General features: G+C 44.7%; 17 protein-coding genes and 1 pseudogene. 13 read left to right on the top strand and 5 right to left on the bottom strand.

Annotated elements, in window-relative coordinates; genetic code table 11:
* The first annotated feature begins 39 nt into the window (after positions 1 to 39).
* Together ACFQ88_RS05355 and ACFQ88_RS05350 are read left to right on the top strand one after the other, a co-directional pair.
* Positions 40 to 930 (top strand): hypothetical protein, encoded by an 891-nt coding sequence (locus ACFQ88_RS05355; protein ID WP_379452669.1) that lies wholly within the window; start codon positions 40 to 42, stop codon positions 928 to 930.
* Between the two features lie 574 nt (positions 931 to 1504).
* Positions 1505 to 2746: an MFS transporter gene (locus ACFQ88_RS05350; protein ID WP_379452667.1), complete on the top strand. Its 1242-nt coding sequence runs from the start codon at positions 1505 to 1507 to the stop codon at positions 2744 to 2746.
* A gap of 154 nt (positions 2747 to 2900) precedes the next feature.
* Here ACFQ88_RS05350 and ACFQ88_RS05345 read toward each other — a convergent pair whose 3' ends face one another.
* Both ACFQ88_RS05345 and ACFQ88_RS05340 read right to left on the bottom strand, forming a co-directional pair.
* Positions 2901 to 3644, bottom strand: coding sequence for a glycerophosphodiester phosphodiesterase (locus tag ACFQ88_RS05345; protein WP_379452665.1), 744 nt, complete (start codon positions 3642 to 3644; stop codon positions 2901 to 2903).
* Between the two features lie 25 nt (positions 3645 to 3669).
* On the bottom strand, positions 3670 to 4959 hold the full coding sequence (locus ACFQ88_RS05340; protein WP_239624265.1) for an ABC transporter substrate-binding protein: 1290 nt from the start codon (positions 4957 to 4959) through the stop codon (positions 3670 to 3672).
* Positions 4960 to 6433: 1474 nt separating this feature from the next.
* On the opposite strand from ACFQ88_RS05340, the gene ACFQ88_RS05335 reads away from it, so the two are divergent.
* Positions 6434 to 6835 carry a hypothetical protein gene (locus ACFQ88_RS05335; RefSeq protein ID WP_239624263.1) on the top strand — a complete coding sequence of 134 codons (402 nt, stop codon included), beginning with the start codon at positions 6434 to 6436 and terminating at the stop codon, positions 6833 to 6835.
* A 361-nt stretch (positions 6836 to 7196) separates the two neighbouring features.
* On the opposite strand, the gene ACFQ88_RS05330 is transcribed toward ACFQ88_RS05335, so the two are convergent.
* Positions 7197 to 7379 carry a hypothetical protein gene (locus tag ACFQ88_RS05330; protein ID WP_379452662.1) on the bottom strand — a complete coding sequence of 61 codons (183 nt, stop codon included), beginning with the start codon at positions 7377 to 7379 and terminating at the stop codon, positions 7197 to 7199.
* 342 nt (positions 7380 to 7721) lie between these two features.
* Here ACFQ88_RS05330 and ACFQ88_RS05325 point away from each other — a divergent pair, with 342 nt between their 5' ends.
* The 10 genes and pseudogenes from ACFQ88_RS05325 to ACFQ88_RS05280 all read left to right on the top strand — a co-directional run bounded on the left by ACFQ88_RS05325 (position 7722) and on the right by ACFQ88_RS05280 (position 14975).
* Positions 7722 to 8273 carry a hypothetical protein gene (locus tag ACFQ88_RS05325; RefSeq protein WP_379452660.1) on the top strand — a complete coding sequence of 184 codons (552 nt, stop codon included), beginning with the start codon at positions 7722 to 7724 and terminating at the stop codon, positions 8271 to 8273.
* 171 nt (positions 8274 to 8444) lie between these two features.
* The gene (locus ACFQ88_RS05320) at positions 8445 to 8591 is read left to right on the top strand and encodes a hypothetical protein (protein WP_379452658.1); all 147 of its coding nucleotides are present in this window, start codon (positions 8445 to 8447) and stop codon (positions 8589 to 8591) included.
* A gap of 41 nt (positions 8592 to 8632) precedes the next feature.
* Positions 8633 to 9139 carry a hypothetical protein gene (locus ACFQ88_RS05315; RefSeq protein ID WP_379452656.1) on the top strand — a complete coding sequence of 169 codons (507 nt, stop codon included), beginning with the start codon at positions 8633 to 8635 and terminating at the stop codon, positions 9137 to 9139.
* A 476-nt stretch (positions 9140 to 9615) separates the two neighbouring features.
* Complete coding sequence (locus ACFQ88_RS05310; protein ID WP_379452654.1) at positions 9616 to 10029, top strand: hypothetical protein; 414 nt, start codon at positions 9616 to 9618, stop codon at positions 10027 to 10029.
* 62 nt (positions 10030 to 10091) lie between these two features.
* Positions 10092 to 10373, top strand: coding sequence for a hypothetical protein (locus ACFQ88_RS05305; RefSeq protein ID WP_379452652.1), 282 nt, complete (start codon positions 10092 to 10094; stop codon positions 10371 to 10373).
* Positions 10374 to 10709: 336 nt separating this feature from the next.
* Positions 10710 to 11636: pseudogene (locus ACFQ88_RS05300) on the top strand (IS110 family transposase); the annotation flags it as partial.
* Positions 11637 to 12081: 445 nt separating this feature from the next.
* Positions 12082 to 12309: a hypothetical protein gene (locus tag ACFQ88_RS05295; protein ID WP_379452650.1), complete on the top strand. Its 228-nt coding sequence runs from the start codon at positions 12082 to 12084 to the stop codon at positions 12307 to 12309.
* A 427-nt stretch (positions 12310 to 12736) separates the two neighbouring features.
* Positions 12737 to 13117, top strand: coding sequence for a cupin domain-containing protein (locus ACFQ88_RS05290; protein ID WP_379452648.1), 381 nt, complete (start codon positions 12737 to 12739; stop codon positions 13115 to 13117).
* A gap of 13 nt (positions 13118 to 13130) precedes the next feature.
* Positions 13131 to 14186, top strand: coding sequence for a Gfo/Idh/MocA family protein (locus ACFQ88_RS05285; RefSeq protein ID WP_379452646.1), 1056 nt, complete (start codon positions 13131 to 13133; stop codon positions 14184 to 14186).
* 447 nt (positions 14187 to 14633) lie between these two features.
* Positions 14634 to 14975: a hypothetical protein gene (locus ACFQ88_RS05280; RefSeq protein WP_379452644.1), complete on the top strand. Its 342-nt coding sequence runs from the start codon at positions 14634 to 14636 to the stop codon at positions 14973 to 14975.
* Positions 14976 to 16152: 1177 nt separating this feature from the next.
* On the opposite strand, the gene ACFQ88_RS05275 is transcribed toward ACFQ88_RS05280, so the two are convergent.
* Together ACFQ88_RS05275 and ACFQ88_RS05270 are read right to left on the bottom strand one after the other, a co-directional pair.
* A complete protein-coding gene (locus ACFQ88_RS05275) occupies positions 16153 to 17742 on the bottom strand; it encodes an MFS transporter (RefSeq protein ID WP_379453592.1) in 1590 nt (529 codons plus the stop codon).
* Positions 17742 to 18182 carry an SRPBCC family protein gene (locus ACFQ88_RS05270; RefSeq protein ID WP_379453590.1) on the bottom strand — a complete coding sequence of 147 codons (441 nt, stop codon included), beginning with the start codon at positions 18180 to 18182 and terminating at the stop codon, positions 17742 to 17744. The genes ACFQ88_RS05275 and ACFQ88_RS05270 overlap by 1 nt, the downstream gene beginning before the upstream one ends.
* Positions 18183 to 18791 lie beyond the last annotated feature (609 nt).

Below are 18791 nucleotides of genomic sequence, written 5' to 3'. Positions count from 1 at the left end.
AATGGGTAAGATAGTGGAGGAGCTCCTACGAGGCGTCCTTTGTTCGTTTGTGGAGGTAACGGGCAGTTTCCTTCAAAAAACAATTATATATTTATTTTGAAAGACTATTATTTTAGCAGCTTTTCATGGGGTGATCTTTTGACGCAGTCGGACTTACGGCAGATGCTTGTTCGCAAGCTGGTAGTCGCTTATTTTACTTCCTGGGCAATTGTTCTTTGGGTGTCCTTTCCTAACATAGTGTTAGGAGGAGCCAGCTGGAACGCGGCTGGAAATTATATGTCTTGGGTTTTCATGATTGCGTTATACGCAGTTCCCACCATCTTTCTCTACGGAAGTCTAGTTTCTTCTCTCCTCGAAGCAGCTGCGGCGAGGTTAAAAGTGAAAGGCCCAGGTGAGGTGTTAGTATCCGGTTTGCTTCATGTCGCATTTGGGTTTTGCTGTGGCTTCGTACTTCAATCTTCACTTTTCAGCATCATGGGGGGAGTCGCAGCTATCCTTTTCTTCTGTTGCGATCGAATCATCGTTCGTGCCATCCCGAGCCTTAAGATAAAAGCCCGGTTGATCTCCTTCACTGTCCCTGTTCTCCTGTTTGTTCTCATCGCTGGTGCGATCTATGCGACATCACCGCCAAAGCCGCCATTTACGGCAAAAGATGCTGTACAATTTGCCACTTCCGGTAACGGCACTACTATTGACCGGTTTCCCAAAGAAGAGGGCCAAGTTAAGTTGAAAATTGGCGGCTATGACGTTGAGCGGGAAACGAAAGTAGAGGAAACGGCCCGGAAGGAGACTTATAATGTGGTGTTTACGGAACGTTGGCATAAAGGTGAAGAAAACGGTCAATATCAGATGATCTATGAGGTCAGCCGCGGAAGCATGGGAGCCAAAGGAGGAAATGGTGCGGAGCCTCCATATTTGCAGTTTAAGTAATCGCGTTTCTATGGCGGGTCAATTGCTGTAACCTAGTTCCTAGGAATGATCAGAAGTATTTTTACGTTAACGGGTACGATAGCTCCATAAAAATAGAGAGGTGGCTGCCGGCATGGATCGGCAGCCGCGTTGAGCTACCCCAAAAAATACTCTTAGCACAGACCCGAAAATGGCAGCACGTAACTAAGCCCAGCTTTTATGTTTTTTTAATACTGTGCTTCTAAGGAATTTATGGGACATTAGGACGGTTAAGAGGTTTCCGAGTTAGAGAGAGCAACGTTTTAGAAAACGGAAATGTCCACTTTTTACGAAGATGAAGATGGGGAGGAGGGAAAGAAATGGCTTCGTTTTGTATACTGTCCGGAAGGAGTGAACAGTAAATTCAGCCTCAATGTATTTGAGGATTCGAAAGAGGCATTCATTCCTCTGACAGAGTTTTATCTACCCCCAGTGGTACGTATCGACAAACGATCTCTACCATATCCAGCTATTGTAGGTGTTGGTGACCGCTCTCACCATAGTTTTTCAACGGCCCCACTTTGCTTTATTTCATTCATCAATCCGGAGGAAATGTATGTCGCGTCTATTATTCCAGCGTTTAAAGGGAAACAGCAGAGGCTGCTTGGCTTTTGAACCATGTTTTCTCATTCCGTACAGTATGGTGAGTACATATGCCTCATTGTATATGTTCGAGCTCGGCATCGCCGAGACTAGCATCGGGTGGATCACCACCATCGGATTGGTCGTCCAGGTGTTTTCTTCGTTTATCAGCGGTTATTTGACCGATCGGATGGGACGCAAATCGGCCATTTTATATTTTGACCTGCTCAGCTGGAGTCTGGCGACGATCCTGTGGGCAGTTTCGCAAAACGTGTGGTTCTTCCTAACCGCCGCGCTCATCAACGGATTTCAGCGGGTGCCTCATACGGCGTTTTACTGCCTGATCGTCGAGGACACGAAGCCTGCCGATCGGACCTATGTATTCACGCTACTGCAGATTATTAGCGTAATCGGCGGCTTGTTCGCCCCCCTCGGCGGGCTGCTGGTGGACTATTACGGATTGGTGCCGGGCGTCCGCATCATGTATGTGCTGGCGTTTCTGATGATGACCTTCCAGTTCGTGGGACGGCATCTGACGACGCGCGAAACTGAAATCGGACTGAGAAAAATGCGGGAGACCCGCGAGCTCTGCCTGAAGGAAAGCCTGATCGATTATGGAGGGGCGATCCGCGACATTTTATTGAGAAAGTCGCTCGTGCTTATCTTCAGCGTATATATCCTGTTCAATTTCCAGGCCACAATGAAAACGACGTATCTATCGCTCTACATGGCTGATTATCTTCATGTGAGGAGTGGGTTGATATCGCTTTTCCCGGCGTTGTCCTCGGTCATCATGTTGCTAACCCTGTGGCTACTGATGCCTAAGATTCCCGAGCATATGGCGAACCGCTCCATGATGGCGGGGTTCATCCTGTCGGTAATCTCCAATGTGATGCTTGTACTGTGGCCAACATCCAATTTAGTCTGGATCGGGTTGAGCACGATTTTGGCGGCGGTGGGGCTGATGATCAGCTCGCCTTATCTGGAAGCCGCCGTGCAGAACGCGATCGACGACGAGAAGCGGGCGAAGATGTTCTCCATGTTGTCCGTGCTTATCCTGCTCCTGACGTCTCCGGCTGGTATTATCGGCGGGTGGGCGTACAATCTCGATCCGCGAATTCCCGTATGGCTCGTATCTGGTGCCTTTGCGGGATCAGCGATCCTGATGCTGCTGCATCTGAGGCGGGAAAAACATATCCATTCACACAAGAGATGAGCTTTACCGGGTTCTGTTAAAGACTCACTTCCTTCTTTGGTAATATCCACGCGAATAGAGTCGGGGGCAAGCCAATAACAAAATAGCTAATCCTGCATAGCTGGAGTATCTTAATGCAATATTCAAATCAGCTTTTACTAAGGAAAGCACTCTACTAGGGGAAGTACTGTTTATCCGGCTGAAATCCATTATCCGTTAAAATCGTATCCGTCGTAACATAGGTGGCCCCTGCCTCTATGTATGGCAATGCTTCTTGCCTATCGTTAATCGTCCATAGGGATATATCGATCCCCGTCTCTGAAAGCTTTCTTACTTCCTCAGGCGTAGCAGTTTTGTAGGAGTAATTCAGAAACGACGGCTTCAATCGTCGGACGAGCTCCATGTCTGCGGCGGCGGGCGCTTTAGCGGATAAGTAACCGAGCTGCACATCGCCGTCAATCATTCGTACTTTATTCAGATCGTCGGCATTAAAGCAGATGAAACTGCACTGTGCGAGCATACCACATTGGCCGACAAGCTGCACGAGCCGCTCCAGATCCGTATCGCGATGATATTGTTCGATTTCTATAAACACATGCATACCGTATGATTCGCTTACGGCCAGCACTTCCTCCAATGTAGGGATTTGCAGACCGGGATACGCTTCGATGCAATGCCCCCCCACGATGTTTAGCTTGCGGATTTCCTCGAATGTAAAATCTTTTACCATCCCGCTCCCATCAGTCATCCGGTCGACCGTCCGATCGTGATGAACGATCCAACGACCGTCGGTCGTGCAGTACGTATCGCATTCGATCCCCCAGAAACCGGAACGGCCGGCCAGTTCGAACGATGGGACCGTGTTTTCCGGAGCGTGCATGCTCAGTCCCCGATGCGCGATATATTTCGGTGCCTTCATTGGGTTCCCGCCTTTTGTAAATAGACTACTTGCCAGCTTGCGTCAAAATGTATTGGTTGATGCTTTGTTCCGCATCCCGTAGCGCGGTATTGACGTCCTTCGTGTTGTTCATTACATGTTCATACTCCGTATTCAACAGGCCGCTAGCTTTGGATTCGTGTATCGAGAAGGCGGGAGACGGCGCCGGTTTGCTTTTGAATATTCCGGCTATATTTTTACCCTTGAGCTCAGGGATATCTTGTCCGAACAATTGGGCATATTTCGGATCTTTCAATACGGACACTTTCGCCGTCTTTTTGACCATGGTCGTCTGCACTTCTTCGGAGAACAGCACTTCCATGACACGAAGCTGGTCGTCTCGATGCTTGCTTGTTTTGAGAGGGATTACGACGTGCAGGTCATACATACCGTAGACGTTCGGCTTGTCCTTGTAGCTGGGGAATTGAGCGACGTCCCAATTCAGCTCTGGATTTTCCTTGAATCGCAAAAACAAGTTCACGGTCGCGATCATCGCCGTCGTCTTATCTTTGATGAACCGGTTCCAGGATGCAGCCCCGCCTTTATCCAAGGTATTGCCTGGTATCGAGTATATTTGCTTGCCGATATCGAACGCTTTTTTGAAAGACTCGCTGTTGACAGCAGCCTTATTCGTTTTCACGTCGACGTTGGTTAGTGAAAGCGGAAAGGTCAAGCGGGCCACGCCGTCGACATCCAGGCCTTTATACTGAACGCCGTTATCCGCGCGGGTCAATTTGGCCGCTATGGCAATGGTGTCCTCCCATGTCATGCCGTCCTTCGGATAAGGTACACCGAATTTGTCGAATATGTCCTTGTTATAGTAAAGCGCATTCAAATTGGCCGAGTACGGGAAAGCGTACAGCTCGCCTTGATCCGATACTGACCGGATCGCATCTAACGCCTGGGGATCGAATCGCGCCAAATCCAATTGTTGTTTTTTGGCCGGAGCGGTCATATCTTCATATACGCCCAAGTCTTTATAACTTGCCATATTACCGTTCCATGTAACGAAAAAGTCAGCTGGTTCTCCGGCGGCGATCAGTGCAGGCAAATCGTTTTTGGTGACGACGTTCTCGATCGTTATGTGCGGGTACTTCTTTTTCAGCGGCTCTTGGATCAGATCGTTAAAATCTTGCGCTGACAAATAATTTCCGCTCTGATACAGCTTCAAAGTGACCGGTTCCAGCTGGCGGTTCTCGACGCCCGCGGACGGTTCTTTGCCTGATCCCCCTTCACACCCAGTTAGTAAGGATCCGACTGCCGCTGCCATCATCCAAGCATAGCTCTTTCTTATCATTGCGCCCTGCTCCTCCTCTGTTATATAAATAAAACGATGAGAAAACGGATAGGAATACACCGCCTAAGCGAAAGTATCACATCCGGATTTTCTCATCGTCTCCATCCGAAAAATATGCAATTTATGATCGAAGAAATCAAACATATGATTTTTTCAATCATTCTCCTTGGTATTGTACTTCAAAAAAATGGTTTTTACAATAGATTTCACATTAAATTTTGTTAAATGGAGGGGGAACTTCCTAATATTTACCGAGCTGCTCCATACCAGCCAGATAGGCATACGTTTCTCCTGGATTTTGCCAAAAAAACGGCACTAATACCATGTTCTCGATGCCTCTACTTTTTTGCAGCGTTAAGATACTCTCGGTAATGCAGCAGCATGCTGACATACATGTCAAGGCAGATCAGATGGCTTTGGAATGGCGCCTGTGGAATGGATTTCATTCGCTGCGGCCGATAATGCTCCAGCCTTTTCCATTGCTCAGTGATCGGAATATACAACCCAGTCACTGCATCGCGTCTGACCTTATAATTTCGGGAGTTTAGCGCAATAGCGTTTTTATTTGCGATACTGTTCACTGTACAAAATATGAGCAAAATCTGAACCTATAAAGATATAGATAGGGATTCCAATATATGGTACTATATGGGCGGGTTGATGGAAGAAGGGTGGAGTAGATAATGACAAATGATAATTTCACAAAAGCTATTTATTAGGAATTTTAGCTTGTTTGATTGTAATAGCGTTTAAATTGAGGAATAAGGAATATATTCAATCACCAGCACCAAACGTAGATGTTAATAACCAAGGTGGAAAAGTAATACAAATTAAACCTAATAGAATGTTATTCATAGGGGAGTGGTTGGGAACAACTTGTCATTTTTGAAAATAATCCAGATACTAAAAAATTGAAGTAGTCAGCTCGTTTACTTATGAAGATTATTTCAATAATCACAAAGAAAATGGCATTCCTGTAAGAACCGACAAATATGGAAACTAAGCTAACGGGTACGATAGCTTAATCTCAATTCTAAAAATGCACCATCCGGCTAAAGGGGGATTTAATTTTTAGAATTTGGCTCAGAGTGAGGAGGGCAAGAATGGATTGGGTGTTTATCGGAAGTACTGCAGATGACTCATTTTTGCTGAACGGGATATATCTTTAAGAAAAAATGGGTTGACACGGGTGGGAAGGCTGCCGTGATAGACCCGATATACAAAGCTAAAAAATACTTTACCGTTGAGGGATGCCTTCATCAGGCTATGTGCTAGCTCAGCCTATTGTCCGTTTGAAAAAGTAAAAGGTACGATAAAATAAAATATTTTCTTTTCGATGTTGGTTCATATTTAGGCTTCTCAAATTATAAGATCACCGATATTATCTGTAAAAAAGAGGAATTTCGTTGCGCTAACGGCGAACTATAGATCAATTGGGAACGGCGGAAGACGATCAAACTTAAGGAGTAATAATATGGCGCCAGCGGAAGAAACAGTACCGTCATTAGAGGAACTTAGAAAAATTGCTAATAGATATGATTTAAAAATAAATGAAGAATTAAATCCACATACAGGTTTTGAACTTTTCTCTGAGGAGCTTGAATGCGGTTTCGCTGCAACAATAATTAGCGATTTTTACTTATTTAGTATTGATGTGTATAAACCTTATATTAAGTTTGTTACAGAGGCACTTGCAGGAGTGCTTAGAAGCTATAGTTTACCCACAGGCCAATTAAATGAGGACATTCAAGAATTTAATAACACTCGTTTAGAAATTCTGACAGAATATGAGCGTTATTGGGTTCAATATCTAACAACTGAAGAAAAGAACGATGAGATTCTCTTATTGCGTTACAGACGTTTTGTGGAAGAATAATGTAACTAACTCCACTGAACTCCTGATCTAATTTTCTAACGGCATAAGCATGATGCGAATTTTGGGTGGAGTTTCCGAATGTTGAATTACTCAATAATAAAATCGTGATGCCTGCTGAAATAGCTTTAATTATTTCGGAGGCAATCATACAAGGTTGGAAACCTAGTGAGAAAGGTGCGTTATTAAGTTTAATGGGAGAGGATCGGAACTCCACAGCCCAGAAAGTCCTCTCATTAGAGGGGACTTTTTACTTATGACCCATACGAGACAAAGGTTTAATTATAGTGCATACATAGCATCGATGTTCTTTCCCTTTTAACTGCCTGAAATTATCACAATAAGCACATTTCATGCATCCCACCTAATTCTGCTCAGAACGATTTGTAGAACCAGCAGTCTGAGCTTGTGTCGCTTCATTTTTAGCTGAAGTTGCTGCTTGATTACTAGCTGGTTGAGACTGTGATACTGCATTACTAGCTGGTTGAGACTGTGATACTGCATTACTAGCTTGATTGTTTGCTTGATTTGATTGTTGGGTAGTCATTTTTGACTCCTTTGTAAAATTTTTTTGTGCTTAATAAGCACATCATTAATATTAACAAGTAGCTACTCATTTATTTATGTTTCTGACAACTTGGCTCATGGCGAATATTAATAGTTCAAAGAACCATTGCGCTAACGGGTACGATAACTCAATAATTATCATCATGACAGACCTGCTGTGTTGAACGGCAGCTTTATTTACTAGTGACGGGCAGTATTTATTTAATAATTGGAATGCAACATTTAATATCTATTTTTAGTCAAATATTTATAACGAACGATATGAAGAGGTTCCGCAAATGGATAAACAAAAAAAATTATTATTCCGGTTGTATTTATTGGAGTGTTAATCTTAAGTGGGTGTTCGAAGGATAACGTAGAGAAAAACGCTCAAGCACCGGCTGACCCAGCACAAGCTAAAAACAACAATAAACCATCGTCTCTTTCTCCGCCAAATACTCAAAGTCCAAGTCAATCTGAGAAACTAGAGGCCATAAAATATACGAATGAGCAGTTATCACAAATATCAGAACTTATGGAAAAAGAAGGCCTAGAGAATGTTTACCTGCCTAAATTAGCCGTTGAAGATAATCCACTTACCATTTTGGATCGGGATAATAAACTTATTCTTCAATACAAATACATGACGTTAGAACAACGCAAGAAGATTTGGGATGAGGTTAAGGATGTACAAATTAAGAAAGTCATACTAGCTAATGGGGTAACTGGAGAATGGATTAATGGTAAGGATAATTTACCAAAAAACAGATTCTTTAGATTCCAAATGAACGGAATGTATTTCATCCTAGATGATTACAGAAATTTGTCGGAAGAACAAGTACAGACAATTGCTGAATCGTTTGATTCTCTTGATAACCTGAAAAACAAAAACTAAAGGGTACGTTAGTTCAAATAAACCTTGGAGCAGTTTCGCCAACGCAACTATCCTGAGAACCATATCACATAAAGATACGACTAGGCTTGGGTGTTGAAATTTTTCGCATACGCTATTTTCGTTATAATTCGGAAAAGATGGAATAATGAATTCAAGAAAGGGTGAGTCAAAATGCAGCAACCTTTACTTGAAAAGCTGGAGCAACTTATTTCCGATCTAAAGCAGAAAGAGCAGGCAGCTGTCTACACTGTCCCAGACGAGGTTATAGTCAGCATTAATAAGGCCAAAAACTTGGAAAGATTATTGCTTGAATACTAAATACAGTTCAAGGGAGCGGCGGGGTCGACATTGTCAATATTTTGCGTAGGGAGTTTGGCATAAGCAAAAATTTAACTGACCGATTTGCCAAGTGGGCTGCGCACAGTAAGGAGCAATTTGCGGACGCGCTTCACGACGCCATCGACCGGGCTGAAATTCGCGCCGGCAAGCAGGGGTTGTTCTTCGCGGGTTCCCCCGGTAAGCAGGAAGCTACAGAAGCTCTTGCCCTGCTGAAAGAAATCGCTCATGCTGCGGTGAGGCGGCAGTTTAACCCGCGTTACGCTGGGCCGGACGTCTATGTTGACATGCAAGACAAGCTGCTTCGTTTTCATGAGCTTCCGAACACGTTTCCGGGTAGCGGTACCGTGAAGTACAGAAGTCTGCTATCAGAGAACCGGTTCTATGCTATGTCCGGGGAGGATCAAGAGATTACAGAGGCTTTGAAGGCGAGTTCCCGGCGTGGTACCAGCGTTCATCTTTTGCTTTTCTGGAAAGCAGGGAGTGGTACCCGGATTACGGTTATGTACAAGCTTATTTATATTTGTTAACGGTGGAACAGCTAGACCGGCTCCGTGATGATTTTATCCGCTATATCGGTGAGGAGTTCACGAAACTAAAGGTAAAGCCGGAGCTGTATAGGGCCGAATCTTTGAAATCAATGCTGGAGACGGCGCTCACCTGGAAGGTATGACGTCGAGAAGGCTATTAATGAAGCTTTAAAACACTTAAAATCTATTCCTCCAAAAGATTATTCGGATTGCACTAAAGGGTACGTTAGATCAATTTCATCCAGGAGCAGTTTGCCGCCGGCAACTGCTCTTTCTGTCATTAAGCTAAAGGGCAGGATAGTTATAACTAAAGTCACCCCAAAATAAGGGATCACATTTGATATAATCATCTAAGCAGCTGGTATAACGGCTGTAGTTATCTCATTAGATGGGTATCTATGCCCCGCAAAATGATAACAAGTATATCCAGGATAATAAGCGCTACCTCATCGACAAAGAAGAAAATGGAGGAATAAATGAATATTGAACTTGAAAAGCTGATTTATGCTTTAAACCAACGGTTCAAGACGAATATCATCTCCACTGACTTCCAAACTATGCCGTTAGAGGGCGGAACTGTGGGAAATGTGTACCTGGTAACGGGGATCGCCGAAACCGTGGATGGCGAAAAATTGCCTTACCGTATAGTGCTGAAAATCCAGAACAAATGGGAGCGTTACGGCGATCCGGGTTCATGGCGTCGGGAATTTGATCTCTATTCGTCTGACTTGGGAGCGACTTTCTCGCAAGCCCTCCGCTGGCCGACATGTTATCACGCCGAGTTCAATGCCGAAGTTAATGAATACCATCTGTGGCTGGAATATATCGATGGCGTAACCGGTTTAGACTTGACCGATGACATGTATGAAAAGGCCGCGCTGGAGGGATGAGTACCTGAAAGCTGCTTGGGATGAAGCACCTTCTGAGGTTTGGTTAGAAGTGATACCCTAATATGCGTGAATGGGTAGCACATAATAAATCAATTCCTGATGAGATTATGGAGATTCTCGCTAACGATGCGGATGAAAGGGTCAGGTTTAATGTTGCAACAAAAAATCGACTGCCTGAGCACTTGCAATTAAAACTGGCTAAAGATTCAGATTGCTCGGTTGGAAAACGGATTGTTTACAATAAAAAAGCAACAATTCAAGTCCTAACTTTTTTACTAAATGATGAGGACGAAGACATACGAACTTTGGCAAAGAATAGATTTGATGAAAGACGATACAAGTAAGCGTTACGCTAACGGTTACGATACTATGGCAAAATGGGGAAAATGTTCACGGGCGTTAGGTGAAATTGTGAGCGATCGGGTGCGATTCTACTAGTTACAAAAATTTCTGGAGGCTTTATCATTCTTGCTATAAGTGGCTTTTATATATACGCTATAACCAACACATAGATACTGAACCGTAGAGAACAAGAAGAGGTCTTTTCCGCTAACGGGTGCGACAGCATTCCTGTAGAGCGTTAATTTTGAGCTTTGCAAAAAAACGAGCGCCTCGGTACGATGGGAGTACGCAACGGGTCATAGCCCTTAAAATCCCATCATCCAGGAGGACGCTCTACTATGAAGTTTAAAGCACAGGAGAAACAAAAATCAACTCATTGAAAAGATTAGCCCTCAGCATCTCGTCGTCGAAATCGACATCGCACAACAAACGCACGTCGCGCGTGCAGTAAACTTCCGTGGGATCGTAATCGGCAATCCGCTAGCTTTCTCAAATGACGAAGAAGGTTTTCAGATCCTTCTTCGCTGGATCCAATCGTTGCTAGCAGCCCACAATCTTAACACCGCTATCATCGGCATGGAACCGACTGGTCATTATTGGCTGAGCGTCTCCAGATGGCTATCCGAGAAACAATTTGAAGTTGTTCTTGTTGATCCTCATCTCGTGAAAAAGAATAAATAAGGAAAACCGCGACAATACGCCATCGAAGAGCGACCAAAAGGATGCTCTCGTCATCGCAGACATGGTAAAAAATGGCTGCTACTCGTTCATTCGCAACGCGCCTGAAGCGTTTGAGGAACTTCGTGTCTTACTTTCAAACCGAGATTCCGTCGTTACAAGACTCGTTAGTGCAAAGAACCAAGTCCATCGTTGGGCTGACGTAGTGTTCCCTGAGCTGCGACAAGTGTTTAAGAACCTGATGTGTAGAGGTTCATTGGCCACACTTCGTCTTTTCCCGACTCCTGAAGAATTGAAAAAGCTAGCCTCAGGACGTGGTAAAGGGCTGGAAATCCGTTATGCAACGTCAACCCGGGAACAAGAAGGCTCAGACCCTAATTACGCTTGCTCGTCATTCTGTTGGTTCTAAGCGGGCAACGCATGCGTACAAGCTCCACTTAACGCAGCTTCTCGCTGAATACGACCTAGCTTGCCAACAGCTACAAGTCGTAGAGGCAGAGATTACGGCAGTCTTAGACCGCATCCCTTTTGCTAAATCTATGCTTGCTGTCAAAGGGATTAGCGCGATCTCACTAGCTGGAATTCTTCAGCAGTTTTTTTCTGTGTAGAATTACTTGCTGTTGTCCCTACGGGATTCGCAATTTTTGTAGAGAAAACCCTGCACGCCAATTAGACAGAAGACGACGCTTGTCAGACGACACAAACATTGTTTCATAAAACTCTTATTAACTAGAGATTTTTTAATTTATAGGATCAAGTTTGGTCGCGATTTGACGACACAAACTTGATCCTATTATCGCTACACAAACATTGTCCATTTTTAATGGAGGAGCAAAACTTATCGATTTTCGCCGCACCTATGAATGCCATCTGTTGGGTAACGGAGCTCTTTGGGGTCAAAGCTATAATTGCCGTAATTCATAGTGCCCGCTTCGTCCAGGCTGGCTTCCCTCATTAATAAAAAATTCAAGAATACCTAAATCCGTTGGTGCTACACATGCCGTTATGATGAGAGGGGAAGACACCAGGGGAATGGCAGTTGATAATGAGGGTACAAAAAGACTTAAAAAGCGAGGTCGAACTAAAGCATATTTCTTTATCAAAACTAAGATACCTGCACAATGTACGGTGGTGAAGGCAGCCACACATACCTTTGACGATATAACCGGCGAGGCCGGAACTGTAATCAATATAAAAACCCTAGAAGATGCTTTCCGTAACACCCGGCAGAAAAACAACTCTTCAAGACCATATCCATAGACATCCCGAAAGTTGAGAAGGCCACGATCTATACTGTCATGGTACCATCCGAAGCGTTTATCTCTTCTGATCCGGGCAAGTTAATGAAGATCAAGACCGCGTTCGGAACCATAACAGTTCCGTCTAACATGCTAAACCTCGAAAACATAGATGGAGCTAAGGAAGTCGGCCTCCATATCGCTACAGCGGAAACTAGCAAGCTGACCGGGAAAGTAAAGGAGAAGGTTGGAGGAAGACCAGGGGTCGAGCTTGGGATAGCCAAGTTGCTAGTCAAACAAGACACAGATCCGTCTGTAATGCCTCCTTCATACGCGCACTAGAATATCGATTTTTCATAAATTGATATCGCATTTTGACATTTACATTCCTATTCTTCAGACATATGATTAATTTATCGTTGAGTTAGATTTAAAAAGGAGTTGCTTCTATGAATAAAACGGATTTTATCGACAACAAGTCACAAACTTATGAAACACGTCAAAATTGCCATGGCGGCAAAGGTCCTTTTCAGCTAAAGGATCTTATTCAAGCAGTGTCATCAAGTGATAAGCAATACATCAAATTCATTCATGATGATATCATCCCACCTGGTTCGACTTTCGGCTATCACCAGCATAAGAGCGATGCTCCCGTAGAAGAGTGGTATTACTGCATTTCCGGTCAAGGAATCATGGAGCTTGACGGCAAACAATACGAGATGTCGGCCGGCGACATCAGCGTCTGCCGTGCAAACGGCAGCCACGGTCTTATTAATAACGGCCCGGAAGACTTAAGAATTATCGTTATTTATGCTTCTTCAATACAGTAACGGGGGGATAAGCTTGAGTGACCGAAAACTCAAAGTAGGTGTTGTCGGCTTAACTGTAGGAGCAAGTCACGTTAAAGACTATGCGAAAAGCGACACCGTTAAAGAAATTGTGCTGTGCGACGTTAATGAATCAAAACTGCAGGAAATAGGCGATAAATATAACATTTCAAAAAAGTATACGGATTTCGATCAAATGCTGAGAGAGGAAAATCTGGATGCAATCAGCCTTGCAGTTCCTAATTTCTTGCATATGAAGCTTGCCATCCAGGCTATGGAAGCGGGAGTGCATGTGCTATGCGAAAAGCCGATGGCAAGAAATGCGGCAGAAGGTAGGAAAATGCTTGAAGCCGCTCAAAAGCACAACAAGAAGTTGATGATCAACTTCAATCAGCGTTTTCAACATGAATGCCAAAAGTTAAAATCCGTTATCGACGAAGGCAAGCTTGGCGATATCTATTATGTGCGTACGCTGTGGCAACGAAGACGAGGGGTACCATGGTGGTATCCGCTTTCTTCTGGAAAAGAACTATGCGGCGGCGGAGCTATCATTGATCTTGGCGTTCATGTGCTTGACCGCGCCATGTGGTTTTGCGGATATCCGGACCCGGAATGGGTGCTGGCTAACACGTTTAGCAAGGTTTCCAAGGAGGAAGCAGCGCGCAGAGGCTTTCAAAATTTCGAGCTAGAAGACATGGGTGTAGCTATGTTTCGCATGACAAACGGGGCAATGCTTGAGTTGGAAGCATCCTGGGCCGGCAACCGTGAGAACGAGGTGATCACAACACGGATCTATGGCTCCAAGGGCGGTGCGATCCTTCATAAAGTAGTTGGAGATGATAATGCTGCAAGCAATAAAGTGTTTTTGGAAATCGACGGCGACGTTCACGACATCCCTTTTGATGAAATAAACATTTCTCGGATGCCGAACATCCGACAAGCGTTTCTGGATGCCATTGTCAATGACGAGGAGGTATCTTGCACGCCTCAACAGGGACTCAAGATTACCCAAATGTTAGATAAGGTTTACTTGAGCGCCGAAAATGGCGCACCGGTAAGATTCGAGGATTAATAGTTTTGCAGTAATGTCATGGAAAGAAATGGACTGAAGCTGTCCCCAGGATTTTCGATCCAATTACGGAATGTTCTTGGGGACATGTCTGTTTAAAGGCATGTCACACAATACACAACCGCCTTCTTTTGATTGATTAAGAAAACGTCTCCAACACTTAAATTGCAGCAGTTCTCGCCCAGTATGTTTTGACCGCTTCCGCCCCAAACGTTCCACAAGGCAGACCCTGGATGGCAACCGACGGGAACATTCCATTTCCATTATGGAACACAGTGCTGCCCGTAATGCATAGATAAGAACTCATAATACATCACTCCATTTATCTTATATCGATTTATCATAAACACTGCTACATTAATTGCACAGTTTGTCCAAGAAACAACTGTAAACATGCGGAACATTTTATAAATTTGAAAACGATATCATTCTATAGTGGACGGTTATAGGATGAAATTCTTGTGTGAGTGTGGTCATGCGATATATGATCAAACCGATTACTTGTCCTATAAAGCATACTTAATATCAGACCAAGATTGGTTTAATTTTTTAGAAGAAATTGATAATGCTGTTGAAAAAACTGGATCAACTCCAGAAGATAAAGAAGAAGCATTAATGAGAATTAGATCGATAGCAATTAATCTCACTAAGTTAGTGTATCAATGCGATAAGTGTGGAAATATATTTTTTTATAATAGTCCGCCTCAATTAGAAATGTTTCGAAGTTGTAGTGACACTCCTAGTGACACTCCTAATAAAGGATTATTAAGATCGGCTAAAGGAGAGAACTAGGAGATACTATTTTACTATCCAAAGGTTGATCATTCCGCTAACGGGTACGTTGGATAACAACCAGGGAGCAGATCGCCATGCGGCAGAGACAGGTTAACGCAACGAAATGGAGTAAAATATAATACGAAGAAAGAAATGAAATTAAACGGATAGCTACTTTTGAAAGTGGGTGGGCACCTTTTTTAAAATATTTAAAAGAGGAAAGAAGAAAAGGAAGTATGCTGAATTACGAAGATAACTTCTTTTTTACAAACCAATTTACGAATTTGTCATGGCTGATGTTTATTGGGTGATTTGAATTGGAGGTTGTTGAGATTTCTGGTAGGACAGTTTGAAAAAGAATATGAGGCGAAAGGACTTTCAAAAGATGAAGTTGTCCAATTAGATAGCTCAACTACTGCATATATTTTCATTACTCACATTCTTCGAAAGAAAAATTCAAAAATTACAGATATACTTTGACCGTTTCAACAACTCCACACTTGTTATTAAACCAACAGCTAACTTCATTTACGGGAATTTTGATTTGATACTGAGGGTACAAAAAGATATAAAAAGCGAGGTCGATAAAGAGCATATTTCTTTATCAAAACTAAGATACCTACACAATTATATATTTTTTATATATCTAGACACTGTTGAAGGAATAAAAAGATTCGAAATGGTATCTAAGGAGTTAGAACACTTATTGTAAAGATTTACATCAGTCCCAGACTAATTGCGCTATTGAACTAACGGGTACGATAATGCAATGACTAGGAAGTAGACCGTCACGGCAACTGCTTCCTTATCTTTGATTTTTAATCATTTAGAAGCATTGTCAAAACAGCGATCAAAGAGTATTTAACGGATAACGGCTTCGGGGATGTCTAAACGAGTCTAAAGTTATTTTAGACTCGTTTTTTTATGAAGTGCAAATGATGAATGAGTAGATTTTGTAAGAATATATTACGGCTATACTGGAAAACTATTTAAAAATTATCAAGATGTAATACAGGAACGTGCAGAAAGGGGCTGGAAGTTTATACAAGGATGAAGTTGAAGCAGGGGTAAAGCCAGGTCACACTGCAAACGTGACCGGGTTTTACCCATTCGACGGTTCGAATCTCTCTCAACCAGAGAGATGTAATCGTACTACCCAACGGTATCTTACTTATCGTATAACTATGCAGTGCAACTAACTTGTTTCTTCGTCAGCGCCTGGTACTGCTTCGGGAATACTAACGGCTTGGTTAGACTGAGTCTCTCCGATTGGTTGTACATATCGGAGCTGCGTCATGACAAGGATGATGATACCTAGCATAATTGCTCCGCTGGCTGCCGCAACGGCGTGCATCCCGCCTGTAAAAGCTTCACGGGCACCGGTGAGAAGTGCCGTCCCGATCTGCTCGGAGAGGCCTTCCGCTACGGTTACAGCACCGGCCAAGCTGTCGCGGGAAGCTTGTACCGAGGCTGCCGGCAAGTCGGTAGGAATGGAACTAGCGACTTGATCGCGGTAAATGATCGTGCCAATGCTGCCTAGGACCGCGATGCCCAGCGCGAAAGCGAATTCGCCACTGGTCTGCAACATGGAGGCCGCCGATCCCGCCTTCTCGGGAGGGGCTGAGCCGATGACTAAGTCGCTTGATAGGCTCGGAAGCGGGGCAGAGCCTATGTTAAAGAAGATATATCCGATCACCAGAATCGTGAGATCGGACTCAACCCCCACTTGGGTCAACAGCAGACAGCCAATTGCCGAGATAAAGAGACCCGTCCCGATAAGGCGGGCTGGGCGGATTCGGCGCGCGATGAGCGGCGAGAGGAACATCCCGGCCATCGACGCAATTACTCCGGGGAGCATGTACAACCCTGCCTCAAGGGGCGACAACCCTTGTACGAACTGGAGGTGCTGCGCGACGAAGAGCATGGTTGCACCTGTCAGCGTAATACCGAACATGCCCCCCAATGCGGCGCTGAATCCGGGGCTCGTAAACAAGCGAAGGTCCAGCAAAGGGGACGACAGACTGCGCTGCCGTGATATGAACACCGCGCCGAGGACGGCACCTGCCAAAATTAACAGCAAAGGCACTATTTGCAGACCATGCTTGGCGATTTCCTTGAGGCCGTATATGACCGGTAGAATGGTGCCCAGTGATAATAAGACACTCGTCAAATCTATCCGCCCGGATTCAGGGTGACGGTACTCGGGCAGTAGCAGCGGCCCGGTTATTACCAGAAGCAACTTAACCGGGACGCCCAACAGGAATACCGCCCCCCACCAGAAGTGATCTAACATGATACCACCAATTACCGGTCCAAGTGCCATGCCGCCCATGGAGCACATTAACCATATGCCGACGGCTAGGGAGCGCTGCTTTTGGTCGCGAAACATGTTACTTATCAAGGCTAGTGTCGAGGGTGATACGGTCGCCCCGGCGATACCAAGCAATGCGCGGGCCAAAATAAGCATCTCAGCGCTTCGGGAGAATGCTGCCAATATCGAGGCTATTACAAAGGCTGACCCGCCCAACAACAGCAGCTTGCGGCGGCCGATTCGGTCTCCCAGTGTGCCCATAGTGATTAAAAATCCTGCGAGCATGAAGCCGTAGATGTCAATGATCCACAACTGCTGGGCGCTGTCGGCGCCGAGGTCGGCACCAATATGCGGTAGTGCGAGAATCATAACGGAGAGGTCGATCGAGACAAGAAGAGCGGGCAGGGCTAGTACGGCGAGCCCTGTCCATTCCCGAATGCCGGCTTGTATCTCATTCCCTTTCACAGCGTTCATCATTCGTTCTCCAGCTGCTCGCTCAGCTTGTCCAGCATAAATTTTGTTCCGTACTCGCGCTGTTCTGGCGTATTATGGCCATCGAGGAAGGCGCCTTGCTCGGTGTAGATGAGCTGTGTGCCGTTACTCACTGGCTTAATTTCCGCCGTCGTCAAGGAGACCGAAATCCTTGTCTCCCCCTGGTCCAGGGTATAGGTATAAACGATGCGACTGTTCTGAACGATCTTTTGATAGCAGGCGTCGAAAGTAAAGATCGGACCGCCTGACGGGTTACCGCGGTTGATCTCTCGTCCGCCGACCCGGAAGTCGAACTCGTCGGCCTTCGGGTACCACCGGGCTTTAGCCGACAGGTCCGACCAAGAGGTGAATACCCGCTCGGGTGAAGCGCTATAATTACGCTCTATAACAAATGTAGTGTACTTTATGGATCGTTCGTTTATAATATTTTCTCCTCCTTGGGGCGGCTCATCCGGATATCGCCGAGATAATCATCAAGCCGGTCGAGGTGAGGATTCCAGCTCGCTCGCCGCTCGGCAAAATATTTCTAATGACTCATCCTCATGGCGCTCAATAATTTGGCGAAGTCTTGAACGGTCAACGAGATCTGGATGTGGTATTACTATGTTCGAAACGTTAATCCCGTCAATTTCGCATGTTTCCGAAATTTCCACTCTCGTTTCGTGATCATCCCCTTTTTCGCGCGAGGTATTTACCGGTGTGTTTGATTATAAGACATTACGCTACGTAAACTTCAAGAGTTAGTATAAAGTTTTTGAAATATTTGTAATGGGCTGCTTAGTTAAATTGCAGGTGCAACTGGAGGAAATAAGGCTGAAAATAACGTAATTGTCTAAATCCGCGCCCTGCGGATTATAGGCTGTGCATTCTTGTTTACTGCAGGTCTTTTAATTAGTGCAACTGAAGGCGACCAGCAGCGTGGTAATAATCATTCGCAAACGAAGCTGCCCGACCTCTAAGCTTGCTCTTGGTAAGCCGTGAAACGGGGAGTGCCTAAAACCCCAAGGTGGTTGTCGAATCACAATCATAAA

Source organism: Paenibacillus sp. NPDC056579 (assembly GCF_042793215.1).
Classification (GTDB): domain Bacteria; phylum Bacillota; class Bacilli; order Paenibacillales; family NBRC-103111; genus Paenibacillus_S.
The sequence above is the reverse complement of the archived record's forward strand: the minus strand, read 5'-3'. Positions and strand labels throughout refer to the sequence as shown.

Coding starts and splice junctions, on each gene's coding strand:
- ACFQ88_RS05280 (WP_379452644.1), top strand. CDS start 14,634: ATGAAATTCTTGTGTGAGTGTGGTCATGCGATATATGATCAAACCGAT.
- ACFQ88_RS05335 (WP_239624263.1), top strand. CDS start 6,434: ATGGCGCCAGCGGAAGAAACAGTACCGTCATTAGAGGAACTTAGAAAA.
- ACFQ88_RS05295 (WP_379452650.1), top strand. CDS start 12,082: ATGGCAGTTGATAATGAGGGTACAAAAAGACTTAAAAAGCGAGGTCGA.
- ACFQ88_RS05340 (WP_239624265.1), bottom strand. CDS start 4,959: ATGATAAGAAAGAGCTATGCTTGGATGATGGCAGCGGCAGTCGGATCC.
- ACFQ88_RS05320 (WP_379452658.1), top strand. CDS start 8,445: ATGCAGCAACCTTTACTTGAAAAGCTGGAGCAACTTATTTCCGATCTA.
- ACFQ88_RS05345 (WP_379452665.1), bottom strand. CDS start 3,644: ATGAAGGCACCGAAATATATCGCGCATCGGGGACTGAGCATGCACGCT.
- ACFQ88_RS05350 (WP_379452667.1), top strand. CDS start 1,505: ATGTCGCGTCTATTATTCCAGCGTTTAAAGGGAAACAGCAGAGGCTGC.
- ACFQ88_RS05290 (WP_379452648.1), top strand. CDS start 12,737: ATGAATAAAACGGATTTTATCGACAACAAGTCACAAACTTATGAAACA.
- ACFQ88_RS05330 (WP_379452662.1), bottom strand. CDS start 7,379: ATGACTACCCAACAATCAAATCAAGCAAACAATCAAGCTAGTAATGCA.
- ACFQ88_RS05275 (WP_379453592.1), bottom strand. CDS start 17,742: ATGAACGCTGTGAAAGGGAATGAGATACAAGCCGGCATTCGGGAATGG.
- ACFQ88_RS05310 (WP_379452654.1), top strand. CDS start 9,616: ATGAATATTGAACTTGAAAAGCTGATTTATGCTTTAAACCAACGGTTC.
- ACFQ88_RS05305 (WP_379452652.1), top strand. CDS start 10,092: ATGCGTGAATGGGTAGCACATAATAAATCAATTCCTGATGAGATTATG.